Source organism: Helicobacter valdiviensis (assembly GCF_003245365.1).
In the GTDB taxonomy this organism is placed as follows: Bacteria; Campylobacterota; Campylobacteria; order Campylobacterales; family Helicobacteraceae; genus Helicobacter_D; species Helicobacter_D valdiviensis.
Map to the genome: position 1 here is coordinate 1 of NZ_NBIU01000018.1, position 14,542 is coordinate 14,542.

14 protein-coding genes and 1 tRNA gene are annotated in these 14,542 nt (G+C 32.0%); 8 read left to right on the forward strand and 7 right to left on the reverse strand.

Features of this window, described 5'->3' with window-relative positions; genetic code table 11:
• Window positions 1-260: 260 nt before the first annotated feature.
• The 7 genes from B6S12_RS11085 to B6S12_RS06585 all read right to left on the reverse strand — a co-directional run bounded on the left by B6S12_RS11085 (window position 261) and on the right by B6S12_RS06585 (window position 7,941).
• The gene (locus B6S12_RS11085; protein ID WP_181450980.1) at window positions 261-503 is read right to left on the reverse strand and encodes a hypothetical protein; all 243 of its coding nucleotides are present in this window, start codon (window positions 501-503) and stop codon (window positions 261-263) included.
• A 1,502-nt stretch (window positions 504-2,005) separates the two neighbouring features.
• Window positions 2,006-3,496: a flagellin B gene (locus B6S12_RS06560; protein ID WP_111230005.1), complete on the reverse strand. Its 1,491-nt coding sequence runs from the start codon at window positions 3,494-3,496 to the stop codon at window positions 2,006-2,008.
• A gap of 365 nt (window positions 3,497-3,861) precedes the next feature.
• Window positions 3,862-4,608 carry a hypothetical protein gene (locus B6S12_RS06565; RefSeq protein ID WP_111230006.1) on the reverse strand — a complete coding sequence of 249 codons (747 nt, stop codon included), beginning with the start codon at window positions 4,606-4,608 and terminating at the stop codon, window positions 3,862-3,864.
• A gap of 159 nt (window positions 4,609-4,767) precedes the next feature.
• Window positions 4,768-5,694, reverse strand: a complete 927-nt coding sequence (locus B6S12_RS06570; RefSeq protein WP_111230007.1) for a radical SAM protein — start codon at window positions 5,692-5,694, stop codon at window positions 4,768-4,770.
• Window positions 5,695-6,867, reverse strand: a complete 1,173-nt coding sequence (locus tag B6S12_RS06575) for a replication-associated recombination protein A (protein ID WP_111230008.1) — start codon at window positions 6,865-6,867, stop codon at window positions 5,695-5,697.
• A gap of 110 nt (window positions 6,868-6,977) precedes the next feature.
• Window positions 6,978-7,610, reverse strand: a complete 633-nt coding sequence (locus B6S12_RS06580) for an LOG family protein (protein ID WP_111230009.1) — start codon at window positions 7,608-7,610, stop codon at window positions 6,978-6,980.
• Window positions 7,603-7,941: a c-type cytochrome gene (locus B6S12_RS06585; RefSeq protein WP_181450981.1), complete on the reverse strand. Its 339-nt coding sequence runs from the start codon at window positions 7,939-7,941 to the stop codon at window positions 7,603-7,605. The genes B6S12_RS06580 and B6S12_RS06585 overlap by 8 nt, the downstream gene beginning before the upstream one ends.
• A 71-nt stretch (window positions 7,942-8,012) precedes the next feature.
• Here B6S12_RS06585 and folD point away from each other — a divergent pair, with 71 nt between their 5' ends.
• The 8 genes from folD (at window position 8,013) to B6S12_RS06625 (ending at window position 14,526) form a co-directional block, all read left to right on the forward strand.
• Window positions 8,013-8,876: a bifunctional methylenetetrahydrofolate dehydrogenase/methenyltetrahydrofolate cyclohydrolase FolD gene (gene folD, locus B6S12_RS06590; RefSeq protein ID WP_111230010.1), complete on the forward strand. Its 864-nt coding sequence runs from the start codon at window positions 8,013-8,015 to the stop codon at window positions 8,874-8,876.
• A complete protein-coding gene (gene lepB / locus B6S12_RS06595; RefSeq protein WP_111230011.1) occupies window positions 8,873-9,673 on the forward strand; it encodes a signal peptidase I in 801 nt (266 codons plus the stop codon). The genes folD and lepB overlap by 4 nt, the downstream gene beginning before the upstream one ends.
• 19 nt (window positions 9,674-9,692) lie before the next feature.
• Complete coding sequence (locus B6S12_RS06600) at window positions 9,693-10,379, forward strand: site-2 protease family protein (protein WP_245892571.1); 687 nt, start codon at window positions 9,693-9,695, stop codon at window positions 10,377-10,379.
• Window positions 10,376-10,801, forward strand: a complete 426-nt coding sequence (gene rpiB / locus B6S12_RS06605; protein WP_111230012.1) for a ribose 5-phosphate isomerase B — start codon at window positions 10,376-10,378, stop codon at window positions 10,799-10,801. Before B6S12_RS06600 ends, rpiB begins: the two co-directional genes overlap by 4 nt.
• A 12-nt stretch (window positions 10,802-10,813) precedes the next feature.
• Window positions 10,814-11,152 carry a hypothetical protein gene (locus B6S12_RS06610; RefSeq protein ID WP_111230013.1) on the forward strand — a complete coding sequence of 113 codons (339 nt, stop codon included), beginning with the start codon at window positions 10,814-10,816 and terminating at the stop codon, window positions 11,150-11,152.
• Between the two features lie 15 nt (window positions 11,153-11,167).
• Entirely contained in the window at window positions 11,168-11,716 is a 549-nt protein-coding gene (locus B6S12_RS06615) for an adenine phosphoribosyltransferase (RefSeq protein WP_111230014.1), read from the forward strand.
• A gap of 36 nt (window positions 11,717-11,752) precedes the next feature.
• Window positions 11,753-11,829, forward strand: a tRNA-Arg gene (locus B6S12_RS06620).
• A 246-nt stretch (window positions 11,830-12,075) separates the two neighbouring features.
• The gene (locus B6S12_RS06625) at window positions 12,076-14,526 is read left to right on the forward strand and encodes a TIR domain-containing protein (protein WP_181450982.1); all 2,451 of its coding nucleotides are present in this window, start codon (window positions 12,076-12,078) and stop codon (window positions 14,524-14,526) included.
• Window positions 14,527-14,542 lie beyond the last annotated feature (16 nt).

The window sequence follows — 14,542 nt, forward strand, 5'->3', positions numbered from 1 at the left end:
AAAACCCGCTTAACTTATGCTTAAAACTATTAAAATTAGTCTTTGGAAGATAAAGCGGGTAAGGAGGCTAAATAATATTTAGTTTAGCTTTTACTTCTTATCTTTTAAAAAGGAATTTTAAGACTTTAAACCCTTTATAATAAAAGGGTTACAAAGTTTAAAATCTTTTCTTTCTTTAATCTTGTTTTAAAACAAAATCTTCTTATTTAATACAAGTGTAAATAATATTAATATTAATATTAATATTAATATTAATAGTTTTAGTCTTGTTGGTTTTTAGATTGCTTCGCTACGCTCGCAATGACAGAAAAAGGGGAACTTACAATAATAAACAGGGTTGTATGAATTTGTGATAATATGGTGGAAATATCACTGTGAATGAAACGAAGTGGAGTGTGGTAGTCTAAAGGGTTTGCATTGTAGAGTAAAACTCTATTGAAATACTTTAAAGCTCTTGGTTGCTCTTTTAGATTGCCAAGCAAATATTGTATATTTTCTCGCAATGACGGGGTAACAATATCAGATTGCTTTGCTACGCTCGCAATGACAGGGAGAGACTTATAATAACAAAAAAGAAAGCTATTGCAGTGATAGGGTGGGGACTTACAAAAGAAGTTTAAGTATTTAGAATAGTAATAAGGTAGAGTTTGCTTGATTGATATAAAAAGACAAATTAAACTTTTAAAAATGATAGGTTTCTTGTAATGATGAAAGTTTATGGTATGAATATAAGGAGGATTTTAGATTGCTTCGTTGCTTTGTTTTTTACAATGACATTCCACCTTGTCATTGCAAAGCCTTTAAGCTGAAGCAGTCTAAAAGATAATCAAGAGTTCAAATTAAATCCTCATATAAACCTTTCCATTGTGGAATTATATTGTTTATTAGCTCTTGTTCTTTATATGATTTCTTGCTTTTAATTGTTTTTTCTTTGTATTGCGTTTTGAACTCCATCATAAATTTCATAATATCCTAGTTTGTTAATTTTATATTTATTGGTAAAACTTTCTATCAATTTGTTTTTGTATTTATAAATTCTTTTATTAAATTATTTGTTATGTCTATATATAGAGTTTCATTAGAATTATTAAAGAAAATATAGACATAATATTGTTTATTAATTTTAGCTTTTTTGGAAGTTATAGCATAGATTTTGGTTGCTCTTTTAGATTGCCACACAAATATTGCATATTTGTTTGCAATGACGGAGGAGGGGAAACTTTTGCAATGATTTTAGATTGCTTCGTCGGCTATGCCTCCTCGCAATGACATTAATTGTGACTTATGGTTATTCTTTTTAGATTGCCACGGCAATTACATCGCCTTGCAATGACATTAGATTGGGACTCTTAATTGCTTTTAGATTGCTTTTTTATGTTGGCAATGACAGGGTGGAGCGTAATAACATTTTATTTTGTCATATTGAGTGAAGCAAAATATCTCTTCTTTAAAAATCTTCTTTTGGGGATTTTCTTTATAGATTCTTCGCTACGCTCAGAATGACAAAAGGGACACCTTTAGAATGATAAATTTACTATAAACAAAACAAAATGAAGTGTGGTAGTCTAAAGGGTTTGCATTGTAGGGTAAAACTCTATTGAAATACTTTAAAACTCTTGATTGCTCTTTTAGATTGCTTTGGTAACAAGTTGTCTTGCAATGACAAAAAGGGGTAAAGCTTCATAAGGGTAAAAAAGAATGGTAATGGTTTATTTATATAATTTTATAGTTATTTTTGAATGATTTTAGGGTTATTTAGAAAGAATGTAAAATTAAGAAAAGAATAAAATTAGTTTAAAGCTTGTAGGGTTAAAGTTCTTAAGCTGGATTATTGAGATAGTTTTAAGATATGTTTTTTGGTTGGATAAAAGCATAATTAAAGTTAGAAAGTTTAGATTAGTGAAGCTTTAGATTTTTAGTGATTTTGGTGTTAGATAGATAAGTATAAAAAATGAGAAAATAAATTTAGTTGAAAGCTTGTAGGGCTTAAAGCCCTTAAGCTAGACTACTGGAGTAGTCTCAAGATATTTTGTTGTGTTGCATTAGATTGGCTTAATGCGTAGCTACCTGCTTGAGCTAGAATGTTTAGGTTAGTGAAGTTTGCTGATTCTTGAGCGAAATCTACTTCTCTAATTCCAGATTCTGCTGATTTTACATTCACTTGAGTGATTGTAATATTGTTGATAGTAGATTGCATTTGTTGTTGCACAGAACCTAAGTCTGATCTAATTGCGTCTAATTGTTTGATGGCAGATTCAGCGATATTCATCATTAGCATTGCTCCATCTAAAGTTGTTACACCTGATCCTAGAGATTGTCCAGCTGTTCCGCTATTAACGGCATTAGCTCCAATTGCAGATCTTATATCAGCACTAAAGCCATCTTTTGAATCTCTTAGGCTAGTTGTATTCTGTGCTACTTTATTTAAATCTGCAGTAGCTCCTAAACCACTAAATTTAATATCATTAGCACCTAGTTGGGTTAAAACAAGAGTTCCTACAAATGTACTACCTGCTGTGCCTCCAGCAGTTACAATCCCAGCACCACCTGCTGACATACCACCACCTGTTACTTGAATAGCTCTACCATCTGTTGAAGTAAGGACTAATCTACCATCTTCAGAAAGTGAAGCCTCTACGCCAGTTTCTTCTTTCTTGGAGTTGATAGCTTGAATCAATCTACCATCAGAGTCAGCTTGTTTTACTCCAGTAACATCACCAATTTTAATTCCATTAATGGTTAAGCTTGTGATATCTCCTGCTTGAATCTCGGCAGTACCTGTTCTACCAACTTTGGCTTCTGCACGGATACCACCTAGTGCATCAGAGTTTTTATTGATAACTTCTGCTAAAGCACCTAAACCAGTTCCAGCCGAAGTAGAGATTACAACGCTCTCTAGTGTCACATCTTGTCCACCTTTAGCTCCAATAAATTTCATAGCTTGAGTTCCCATGCCACTAAACCTTAAGGCTTCACTTCTAACATGTCCGATTTTATCAGAGCTTGTAGCACCGATACTTGCTCTAATGGTTTGGTTAGAGTATGCACCTACTTGGAATTCCTTATTAGTAAAACCACCTGCAAGAAGGTTTAAGCCATTATAAGATGTAGTTCCAGCAATGTTATCTAAAGACTCAATAAGTCTGTTAATATCTGCTTGGATAGCTAATCTTGTTTTTTCTGTTTGTCCATCTTGAGCTGCTTGCGTAGCTTTAGTCTTAATAGTATCTAGGATTTTGATTTGCTCATCCATAGCTTTGTCAGCGATTTGGATAATTCCCATACCATCATTACCATTTCTAATAGCTTGTCCTAAAGCATTTGCTTGAGATCTTAAGCTATCGGCAATCGCCATACCAGATGCGTCGTCTTTAGCTGAGTTAATTCTCAAACCTGAACTTAACTTTTGCAATGAACTTGCAAGAGATGTTTGTGTAAATGTGCTTTGAGCGTGTGAATTTAACGCATTAACATTAGTATTGACTTGGAATGCCATTTTAAACTCCTTTTTGTTATAGCTTTTGCCTTCCTTGGCGTAGCTTTGAAATTAAGATAAACCTCAATGGAAAGCTAGTTATATAACCAACTTCCTTTTTGGTTATGACATTATATCGGAAATAAATTAAAAAAGTTTAGCAAAAATAGCAAAAATTTTTTAAAATTGATAGAAAATATAGTTTTTTGAAATTTGGTGCTATTGTTTAAGAGGAGAGAATGGCATTTTGTAACAAAAGGGGTTTGGCAAATAAGATAAATAAAAAGAAAAGTATTGGAAAAAATAAGTCTTATAGAATGAGACTAGGTTTAAAAAGATGTTTGGAGTGGGCTTGTTGTGTTTAATAGAAACTAAAATTAAAAGCATTAATAAATTTCTATTAAATCAAATTCTTTTAGGAGGGTTGGGCTTTTATCTAGGGGTTCTAAAAAGTCATTTCCAGCTTGATATATAGGTAGCAAAAAGGCTTTTTTGTCTGTATTGCTATTTTCTTTATAATTGGTTGTTTTTTTGGAATTAGCGTATAGGTTTTCTTTGGGAGCTTTTTTGGAAATTGCAATTTGTTCTAAAGTGGATTTTGGCAAGTAGGCTTCAAGCTCTTTGACTTTTTGGGCTATGCTTTTGTAATAGTTTTCTGCTTGAGTGTTTGCATAATCGTTCTTTTGCCAGCTGTAGCCTTTGTTGTAAGATTTTATGATTTTTTTCCAATCTCCTTTATGTTCTTTATGCCAAAATTTTAAATCGCTAATAGCGATTTTTTGTGCAAAAGTATCATCGCTTACTAGCATAGCACCCACTAAATTTTGCGTAAAACCGTTTTGTTTTAGATTTTTATAGCGTTTGATAACCCCTGGAATATAAGCATGATAAATCCCAGCACTTGGATCTTGGAAATTCATCTTATAAACTCCTGCACAAGATTCTTGCCAAGCAATCGCTGCTAGGGTGTAGCCAAATCCATGTTCTGCACCTGCTAAATAGGATTTTAGGAGGACTTCTTTTTGTTCTGGGCTAAAATCTTTTAATGGAACGCAAGAATTTTTAAATTCTACTTTGGGAAGCCCATAAACAAGACTTAAAAGTAATGTAAAAATTATGATAAACTTTGGCATAAATACTCCTTTATTTAGCTTAGTTTAGTGAGTTTTATTATTTTATGTATTTTAGATACAGCAAAAGTTGTTCCAAATATATTTTTAAGCCAAGGGGGAGGGGGAAGATTTTTAAAGCAAGGGGTGAATATGTAGGGTTAATGCTTTCATTTGGGTAAATTATGTTTTCCAATAAAAGCTAGTATTTCCCACAGTTTTAATACTTACTTTTTTTGAAGCTATGAGTTCTTTTAGGGTTTTTTGTGTTTGTAAATCCCAAAGCAATTCTACATCTTCTAAGCTCATGGGACGCAAATTAAGCGTTTTTAGAATTTCTTCTTGGCTTAGATGGATATTATTGTGTGTGGAATTTTCTTTATTATCTTTGCGTTCTGGAATGAAAGTTGGGATATTAAAGCGTTCAAAAATTAGCTTAAATTGTTTGAAATCTTCAGGGCTTGGAGAGGTTACCTTGTAGGCTGGTGGTCTATCAATAGGGGAAATATCTAGCCTTTTAAGAGGGAGTGGGGCTAGAAATTGTGCCATTTTGTGAATTTCTTCTATGCTATCATTAACATTTTTAACAAATAAAATTTCTGCATAAAGCTCTCCTTTAAAATCCCCTGCAAAAGTGTAAATACCTTTTAGGATTTTATTTAAATCTAATTCTTTGTGGGGTCTATCAATTTTTTTAAAAACATCTTGTGAGATAGCATCTAGGGAAAATTTAACTTTATCAAACAATAAACAAGCCCTAGCAATGCAAGGATCATAAAGTGTAGAACCATTAGTAAGTAAAAGGGTTTGTAAATCCCCTTTAATATCTTCTAACTTTAGCATAAGTTCATATAAATGAGGGTAGAGAGTGGGTTCTCCATTTGCTGTTATGGTAATGGAGTTTAGCCCTTTAAAGCGTTGGAGGCTTCTTTGTATTTCATCTAAAATGAGTTTGGGTTCTAAGATTTCTTGCATTTGTTTGTCTGCTTTTTTGCCCTCTAGTTCGCAATAGAGGCAATCATAATTGCATTGTTTAATTTTAGGAGATAAATCAACTCCCAAAGAAGTTCCAAAGCGTCTTGATTGCACGGGTCCAAAGATAATATTCATTTATTCTCCTTTATAATTTTTGATTTTATCTAGCCAATCTTTAAGCGTTTTTTCAAAGCCTTTAGGAAGCCATTTTACAAATTTTAAGGGTTTGTGGAGATAATCTTGTTCCACAAAACCGCCAAAATCGTGCGGATAAAGATAGTCTTTGTGGAATTGTTTGATGTTGTTTGGGATAGGTTCATTAGGATTTTTCTTAACATAATCTAGTGCGGAATTGATAGCTTGATAGCAAGTGTTTGATTTTGGTGAGGCACAAAGATAGATGACGCATTGGGAGAGAATAATTCTAGCTTCAGGATAACCGATTTTAGAAACGGCAAGCATTGTAGAAGTGGCAAGATTTAGTGCGTTTGGGTTTGCATTGCCTATATCTTCGCTTGCTAAAATCACCAATCTTCTTGCGATAAATTCAGGATTTTCACCTCCTTCAATCAATCTTGCTAGATAATAAACTCCTGCATTCTCATCACTTCCTCTAATGCTTTTAATCATCGCAGAAGTAAGATTATAATGCGTATCAAGCTCGCTTACCCCATAGTTTAAAGAAGTGCTTCTAAAAGATTTTAAAAATTCTAAAGTAATGGGCTGTTTAGTGGCTAGGACACAATCTAATAAATTTAGCATAGCTCTTGCATCTCCACCGCTTGAGCTAATCAGATAATCTTTAGCTTCATTTGAGAGTTCATAATCTTTTAAAAGCTCTTCTAGTTCTTCTTTTTTTAAGGGGTAAAATTCAAAAACAAGAGAGCGGGAGCGGATTGCTTGGGTGAGTGCAAAAAAGGGATTTTCAGTAGAAGCACCCATAATTAAAGCTTGATGGTTTTCCATAATGGGTAAGAGTAATTCTTGTTGGGCTTTATTTAGTCTATGCACTTCATCAATAAAAATTAAAGGTTTTTGTAGTGTATTTTGGTGATTTTTTAAAATGCTTTTTAAATCTTCACTTTTAAAATTTGTAGCGTTTAAGGAGTAAAAGGGGAGGGCTAATTCTTGAGCTATTAAAAGTGCAGCAGTAGTTTTTCCACTTCCTGGAGGTCCAAAAAAGAAGCTGTGAGGGATTTTACCACTTTTTATAAGTTGCATAAAAGGAGCATTTTTTGAAAAAAGATGGGTTTGTCCTAAAAAATGTTCAAAACTTTTAGGTCTTTTGTTGTATGCTAAGTCTTTCATTTTATTTTTCTTTGAAGGATTTTTATGGCACGGTTTGCACCTATTATATTAGCTTTGTTTGCGGCGGGTTTTGTTTTGTTTATGATGTTTGGTTTGAATAATCCCATTTTTTAATTCTCCTTAAATTCTTTTAGAATTTTTAAAACTTCTTTTGGAGTGGAGGCGGTTTGTAAAAGCTCTAAATCTGCTAGATTAATCAAGCCTTCTTTTAAGAGCCGTTTTTTAAACCATCTTAGCATACCTTTCCAAAATTTTTTATCGTATAAAATAATTGGGATTTTTTTGTGTTTGCCTGTGGAGATTTGCACCAAAACTTCACTAAGCTCATCTAGTGTTCCAAAGCCTCCTTTGGCGACAATAAAAGCCGTAGAATTGTAATTAAAAACTAATTTTCTACTAAAAAAATGCTCAAACTTTAAAGGAATTTCTACATAAGGGTTCATTTCTTGTTCAAAGGGGAGTTGGATATTTAAACCAATAGAAACTTGATTTTTGTTGTTTTGAAGCTTTTTGGCTTTCAATAGGCCTTTGTTTGCAGCCTCCATAATTCCTGGTCCTCCACCGCTCATAATGCTATAGCCCTTTTTGCCTAATTTTTTAGCGAGTTTGCAGATTTTTTGATAATCTTTGCTGTCTTGTTTAATTCTAGCACTTCCAAAAATGGTAATTACATTATTAAAATCACTTAAAACTTTAAAGCTTTTTTCTATTTCTTCATAAGCTTTTAAAAATTCTTTATTCATTTTTGTCCTTTAGGCTTGTAAGATATTGATAAATCGCTTCAATTTCGCTTTGTGTGAGGTAGTATTTTGGCATAATTTTTTTACCTTGTTTTAGGGCGGTAGAAAATTCCCTAAAAGAGAGATTGTTGATTTTTGGCGCACTTAGTTTTTTGTTTTTAAGTTTATGTTTGTAGCTGGCTATCTCTCTTCCTTCTCCATTTTTTCCATGGCATTCTATACAGCCTATTCCTCTTGGATTTTCATAAAGCATTTTTCCATATTCTATGGGGGTAATAAAGCTTTCTTCGCTCAATGCAAGAAGAGGTAAAAAAAATAATAATATTCTTAGCAAAACATCTTTCCTTAAACTAGATAGAAAAATTTTTTTATTATAATAACAAAATAACTTTTTAAAGGTGATAAATGCAAAAATTAGATGGTAAATCTTTAGCGTTAAAAATTGAAGAAGACATTAAAGCAGAAATTAGTAAATTAAATCAAGAGTATAAAATTACCCCTGGTCTTGCTGTGATTTTAGTTGGTAATGATCCAGCCTCACAAAGCTATGTGAATATGAAAGCAAAGGCTTGCAAAAGAACAGGGATTTATTCTACTACCCATGAAATGCCAGAAAGCATTACACAAGAATCCTTGCTTCAAACCATTTCTATGCTTAATCAAAATCCAAATATTGATGGAATATTAGTGCAACTTCCATTGCCTAAGCATATTGATGCTACTTGTGTGCTAGAAGCTATTTCGCCTACCAAAGATGTAGATGGATTCCACCCTTTTAATATGGGGAGGATTTATGCGGGGTTAGAGGGGTTTATCCCTGCTACTCCTATGGGGGTAATTACACTTTTAAAGCATTATGAAATCCCTTTAAAGGGGCAAAATGTCGTGATTGTAGGAGCAAGTAATATCGTAGGCAAGCCTCTTGCATCACTTTTTTTAAATGAGAATGCTACAACAACTTTATGTCATATTTATACAAAAGATTTAAAAGAGCATACTAAAAAAGCAGATATTTTGTGTGTAGGAGTGGGTAAGCCAAATCTAATCACAAAAGATATGGTAAAAGAGGGGGCTATCGTGGTGGATATCGGGATTAATCGTTTGGAGAATGGAAGCATTGTGGGAGATGTGGATTATGAAAATGTAGCACCACTTAGCAGTTATATTACACCCGTTCCTGGTGGTGTAGGACCTATGACAATTGCTTCTTTATTGCAAAATACTCTAAAAGCTGCAAAAATGCGTGCAAAAAATAAGGAAAATTTATGAAAAAGGTTTTTCAAAAATTTATTAATTTTGCAAATAGCTGGGTAGGTGCGATTGTTTTAGTGCTTTTATTTATCTTTTTTGTTGCTCAATCTTTTATTATTCCTAGTGGGAGTATGCTAAATACAATGCTAATAGGTGATGCACTTTTTGTAAAAAAATATGTTTATGGAGTGCCTACGCCTACAATTCCTTGGATTAATTTAAAAATATTGCCCGATTTTAATAATAATGGGCATTTGATTGAGGGGGATAAACCAAAACGCGGAGATATTGTGATTTTTAATAATCCAAAAGCCCCTAATATCCATTATGTTAAAAGAAATGTTGCCATAGGTGGCGATGAATTGCTTTACACTAAAGAGGGTTTATGGATTTCTTATAGTGAGGAAAATCCTTATAGTAAGGTGTCTAATAGAAGTATAAGTTATGAGGGAAAAGAATTTTATTTTGATCCTTATTCTTTTAAGCATAAAGGAGTGCATTATGAGAATGTTGCCTTAGATGCTTTTAGACTATTAAGTGATTTTTCAAATGGAGGTGGAGAAATTGCAATGGAAAAAGTGAGGCTAGATAATGGTGAGCTTGCTTTTTATCATAAAGTAAAAGAGGGAAATTTTTTTATGATGGGGGATAATCGTAATAATTCTGAAGATTCTCGTTTTTGGGGGGAAGTGGAGTATCGCTATATTATTGGTAAGCCTTGGTTTATATTTTTAAGTTGGGATAAAGATTTTAATATTAGATGGTATAGAATAGGCAAGAGTTATGAGGCATTAGAAGAGATGGAAGCTAAATAGGGCTTAAGGAAAAGATTTAATGAATGAAACTATGGTAAATATGGGCTGGGCTGTAGTAGTAGGAGTTTTTAAATTTTTACCTTTATTGATTGCTATTATTGGGCATGAGATTATGCATGGCAGGGTGGCATATTATTATGGAGATACTACTGCCAAAGATGCGGGAAGATTAAGTATTAATCCGCTTGTGCATATTGATTGGGTAGGCTCTATTATTTTACCTGCATTTTTATTTTTTGTGAATGCACCTTTTTTGTTTGGTTGGGCAAAGCCTGTGCCTGTTAGAATGGATATAGTGATTAGAAATGGTGGTTATTTTGGAGCTTTAGGGGTTTCATTGGCGGGGATTTTGTATAATTTAGCTCTTGTGCTTATAGGAGCTGTTTTACTGTATTTGCTAAATGGTGTAGGATTTTCTAGTGAAATTGTTGCTAAAAGTATTTGGGTTTTTATCTATGGATTAATACTTTATAATCTAGTTTTAGCCTTTTTTAATCTTTTGCCTATTCCGCCTCTTGATGGCTCACAAGCTTTAAGCTATCTTGGATTAATGTTTAAAAACGATTTTTTTGCAAGAATTTTTAGTAAAATTCATCCTGCTTATGGTATGATTATCCTTATTATTTTTTTAAGCACGCCTTTATCAAATTATTTTTTTATGTTGGTTAGTTTGCCTTTAGATTGGATTTTGAGAGGATTAGAATGAAATTTTATATCGCAAGTGATCATGCAGGGTTTGTTTTAAAAGATCCTGCTAAGAAAATTTTAGAAAATTTGGGGGCTAGTGTTGTTGATTTAGGCCCTAAAGATGCTAACCGAGTGGATTATCCTGATTTTGCTAATTTACTTTGCCAGAGGGTGTTAGAAGATGAAGGGAGCTTTGGGGTTTTGATTTGTGGAAGTGGAATTGGAATGAGTATTGCTGCAAATCGTTTTAAGGGAATCCGTGCTGCATTATGCGTGGAGCCTTATAGTGCTATGATGTGTAGGGCGCATAATGATGCAAATGTTTTGTGCCTTGGAGCTAGGATTATAGGAGAGGGTATGTTAGAAGTGATTTTGCAGAATTTTACCCAAACTAAGTTTGAGGGTGGAAGACATGCATGTAGAATAGGAAAACTTCAATAAGGAGTTAGATAAATGGCGCAATTTACACAATGGTTGTTTCTTACGGCTTTTATATTGTTTGTTCTTTTTATGGTTGTGAAGACATTTTTTTATAAAAGTGTGGCACAAAAAGAGGAGAAAAATAGTGCGGTGATGAAGCTTACACTACAAGAAGCAGAGATTTTAATCCGCAAACATCAATTACAGCTCCAAAGGGCTTTAGGAAATATTGATATATTAACTGATGAAATCACTTCTTTAAGAAATGAAGTAAAAGCACTTAAACAAAGAAACTCGCAATATAGGGTAGAAACTGAAAAATATAAAAGCAAAATTAAAGATTTAGAACAAAAAATTGAAGCTTTACTTTAAGATAAAAGGATATTTATGGAACTTAGCAATGAGGAAAAAGAGTTTTTACTGCAATCTATTAGAAAGGTTTATGATTTTCCAAAACCTGGGATTGTTTTTAGGGATATTACCACACTTTTAAATAATAAAGAGGCATTTAACCTGTTAATGCAACATTTGAAAAACCGCTATGCAAGTTATGAATTAGATTGTGTGGCGGGGATTGAGAGCCGTGGATTTATCTTTGGTGCGGTTTTAGCAAATCTTTTAAATATTGGTTTTGTCCCTATTAGAAAGAAAGGCAAATTGCCATATACTACAATTTCGGAAAAATATTCTTTAGAGTATGGATTTAGCGAGATTGAAATCCATATTGATGCCTTTGATAACTCTAAAAAAATACAAAGAGTGTTATTGATTGATGATTTGATTGCTACGGGAGGAACGGCAATAGCAGGGGCAAATTTAATAAAAAAAGCAGGTGCAGAATGTATAGAAGCTTGTTTTATTGTGAATTTAGAGGATTTAGGCGGACTTAAAGCGGTCAAAGAAATCACTAAAACTTACACAATCTTAGATGTGTAGGTTTTATGCTGATTTTATGATATAATTCTCTTTCTTGCGTCCATAGCTCAATTGGATAGAGCATCAGACTTCGGATCTGAGGGTTGGGGGTTCGACTCCCTCTGGGCGTGCCATTTTAGCTTTCAAATAGTATTGAAATAATTAAAAAACAAAATTTAAGTAAAATTCAAAAGTTTTTCATTTTATAGTTTTAAGAATGAAAGCTTTAAGGTGAGATTGTAAGTTTATGATAGAATATTATAGTTTAAAACTAAATCTCATTCTTGCAGAGCTAGATGCTAAATTGATACTTGGTTTATCGCGTTTTATTAAGAAATTGGTAATCACATGGTGAGATAAAAATAATAATGAGGACAAGAATGATTAAAAAAATTTTTTATAGCTATTCACATAAAGACGATAAATTTGTGAGTCAATTACGGACACATATAAAATTACTTATACAGCAATATCAAATAAAAGAGTTTATTGATAATCAAATTGAGTGTGGCGAAAACTTAGACGAAAAGATTATAACAAATCTTGAAGAGTCTGATTTGGTTATAGTGCTATTAAGTCCTGATTATTTAGCTTCAGGATATTGTCAAAAAGAAATGAATATAGCCATGGAAGCTAATAAAGCTGTCCCTATAGTTGCAAGGACTTGTGATTGGAAAACAACACCGCTAGGAAATATAAAGGCACTACCTAAGGATGGAAAGCCAATAGCAGAGCACGAAAGTTTCGATATGGCTTACCAATACATAACAGACGAATTGCGTAAAAAAATAAAAGATTCATTGTGCACAATTAAATGCAACGAAGAATTTAGTCAAAAACTTCAAAAAATTGATTTTTTACATCCGAATAAATCTATAATAACTCTTGATGATACTTTTGTCCACCCCAATATAAGATCAAATGAAGGCAAAAGAAATGATACTATTGAAGAAATCTTAAAGAATGATAAATATAGGGAGGTTTTGTTCTACAGCCCCTCTTATTCTGGAAAGACTACTGTATTGAAATATATTTATACATATTTACTACGACAGAATGTATTTCCACTTTATATACAAGGCATAAGCATTACTAAGACAAAATATTTTAGCGATGAAATAAAAAAAATTTTTCATGAACAGTATGACGGGAGTTTTGAAACTTGGCAACAATCCAACGCAATATACATTTTGGTTGATGATTATCATCATTCTATATCCAACAATTTTTATAACTATCTTAGAGATACTTATAAAAATATCAGGATTATAATTACTATTGAAGAGGAAGAATATGTTTCTTTTTTTAGAGATTTTGCATGTTTTAGTGCTTTTGAAAAATTTAAGATAGAGCCATTTGACAGGAAGTTACAAGAAGAAATTATAAAAAAATGGTTATTACTTAAAGACAATAATGTACAATCAGATTTTTATAATAAAGTAGATATTATCGAGAAACAAATTAATGAAATTGTATCATCTCAAAATATATTGCAGCGGTATCCTTCAAATATTTTACTCATTTTACAGGCCATTGATGGTAAAAGCAATGATATGCAAATTACAAGTTATGGTCACTGCTATTATGCATTAATTTTAAATTATCTTGTTAAGAATGGAATTACACAAGAAAATGGTATGGATGCTAGCATGAATTTTTTATCTGAATTATCGTATGATATTTTTTCTTGTAAAGAAAAATATACTGAAGAACACTATAAAAGATTTAAGAGAGAATATAAAAATAATTTTATCATTAACGATTGGGTTTTAAATAGATTAGAGTCTGCAGATTATCCAATTTTGCGCTTTAATCGAGATAATGGTAAGGTAAAATTTGAGCAAGAGTTTATATATTATTATTTTTTAGGGAAAATCTTATCTGAAAAAATATCTAATGATGATATAGAGTTCTTCTGTGAAAATATACATCAAAAAATACATATGTATATTATTGTGTTTATAATACATCATTCTAAGAATATGGAGCTTATCGAAGAAATTATTTTGAGATGTATGTTGGTCTTAGATAAAGTAAAAGAGGCAAGTTATCTATCTGATGAAACGCATAATTTTATAACAAATTTAGATATACCAAAAATAATACTAAATGCCAAAAGTATTGAAGAAAATAGAATTACAGAGAGAGAAATGTTAGAAAATGCCAATATGGATAGCATAGAAGAAAACAATAATAATGAAATTTATAAAGGGATGAAGTTATCAGAAGTGTTGAGCCAAATATTAAAAAATAGATCCGGTTCTTTTAATACATTAAAAGTTAAAGAGATATTGGATTCGATAATTGGAATGCGGTTAAGAATCAATAAGCTTATTTTTGAGATCTGTGAAGATAGGGGGTTTGAGAGTTTTTTAACCAACAGTTTAAAAGAGTTTTTAAAACATAATAGTAAAAAAAATATATCAGATGAGAAAGCAAAAAAGTTTGTTGAAAGGCTTATACGCGTTATAAGTTTTGGTGGGAGTTTTGGAATAGTCAATGATATATCATTTTTAGTATATACAGACAATATTATAGATAATTTAGAACAACTAATAGAAACAAAACAGAAGCCATCGCGAGAAATTGTTATATTTTTAACAAGTATAAAGTCTGGGTTTAAAGAAAAGCATTTTAATCAACTAGGCAATTTGAAAGAAAAATATGAAAAAGAGCAATGTTTTTTTGCGAATAAAATTTTATCTTACTCTATACAGCATTATTTGAACACACATTCTATAGAGAAGCAGCTTGAATTAAAGATCTGCAAGTTACTTGAGTTGCCAATACACAATAGACAAGCTGACAAATTATTATCTCTATTAAAATGAGATTATTGTAGTGCTG

Bases quoted from the DNA above. Each gene is read 5' to 3' on its own strand.
- B6S12_RS06560 (WP_111230005.1), bottom strand. From the start codon at position 3,496: ATGGCATTCCAAGTCAATACTAATGTTAATGCGTTAAATTCACACGCT.
- folD (WP_111230010.1), top strand. From the start codon at position 8,013: ATGCAAAAATTAGATGGTAAATCTTTAGCGTTAAAAATTGAAGAAGAC.
- rpiB (WP_111230012.1), top strand. From the start codon at position 10,376: ATGAAATTTTATATCGCAAGTGATCATGCAGGGTTTGTTTTAAAAGAT.
- B6S12_RS06580 (WP_111230009.1), bottom strand. From the start codon at position 7,610: ATGAATAAAGAATTTTTAAAAGCTTATGAAGAAATAGAAAAAAGCTTT.
- B6S12_RS06615 (WP_111230014.1), top strand. From the start codon at position 11,168: ATGGAACTTAGCAATGAGGAAAAAGAGTTTTTACTGCAATCTATTAGA.
- B6S12_RS06570 (WP_111230007.1), bottom strand. From the start codon at position 5,694: ATGAATATTATCTTTGGACCCGTGCAATCAAGACGCTTTGGAACTTCT.
- B6S12_RS06600 (WP_245892571.1), top strand. From the start codon at position 9,693: ATGAATGAAACTATGGTAAATATGGGCTGGGCTGTAGTAGTAGGAGTT.
- B6S12_RS06565 (WP_111230006.1), bottom strand. From the start codon at position 4,608: ATGCCAAAGTTTATCATAATTTTTACATTACTTTTAAGTCTTGTTTAT.
- B6S12_RS06610 (WP_111230013.1), top strand. From the start codon at position 10,814: ATGGCGCAATTTACACAATGGTTGTTTCTTACGGCTTTTATATTGTTT.
- lepB (WP_111230011.1), top strand. From the start codon at position 8,873: ATGAAAAAGGTTTTTCAAAAATTTATTAATTTTGCAAATAGCTGGGTA.
- B6S12_RS06575 (WP_111230008.1), bottom strand. From the start codon at position 6,867: ATGAAAGACTTAGCATACAACAAAAGACCTAAAAGTTTTGAACATTTT.
- B6S12_RS06625 (WP_181450982.1), top strand. From the start codon at position 12,076: ATGATTAAAAAAATTTTTTATAGCTATTCACATAAAGACGATAAATTT.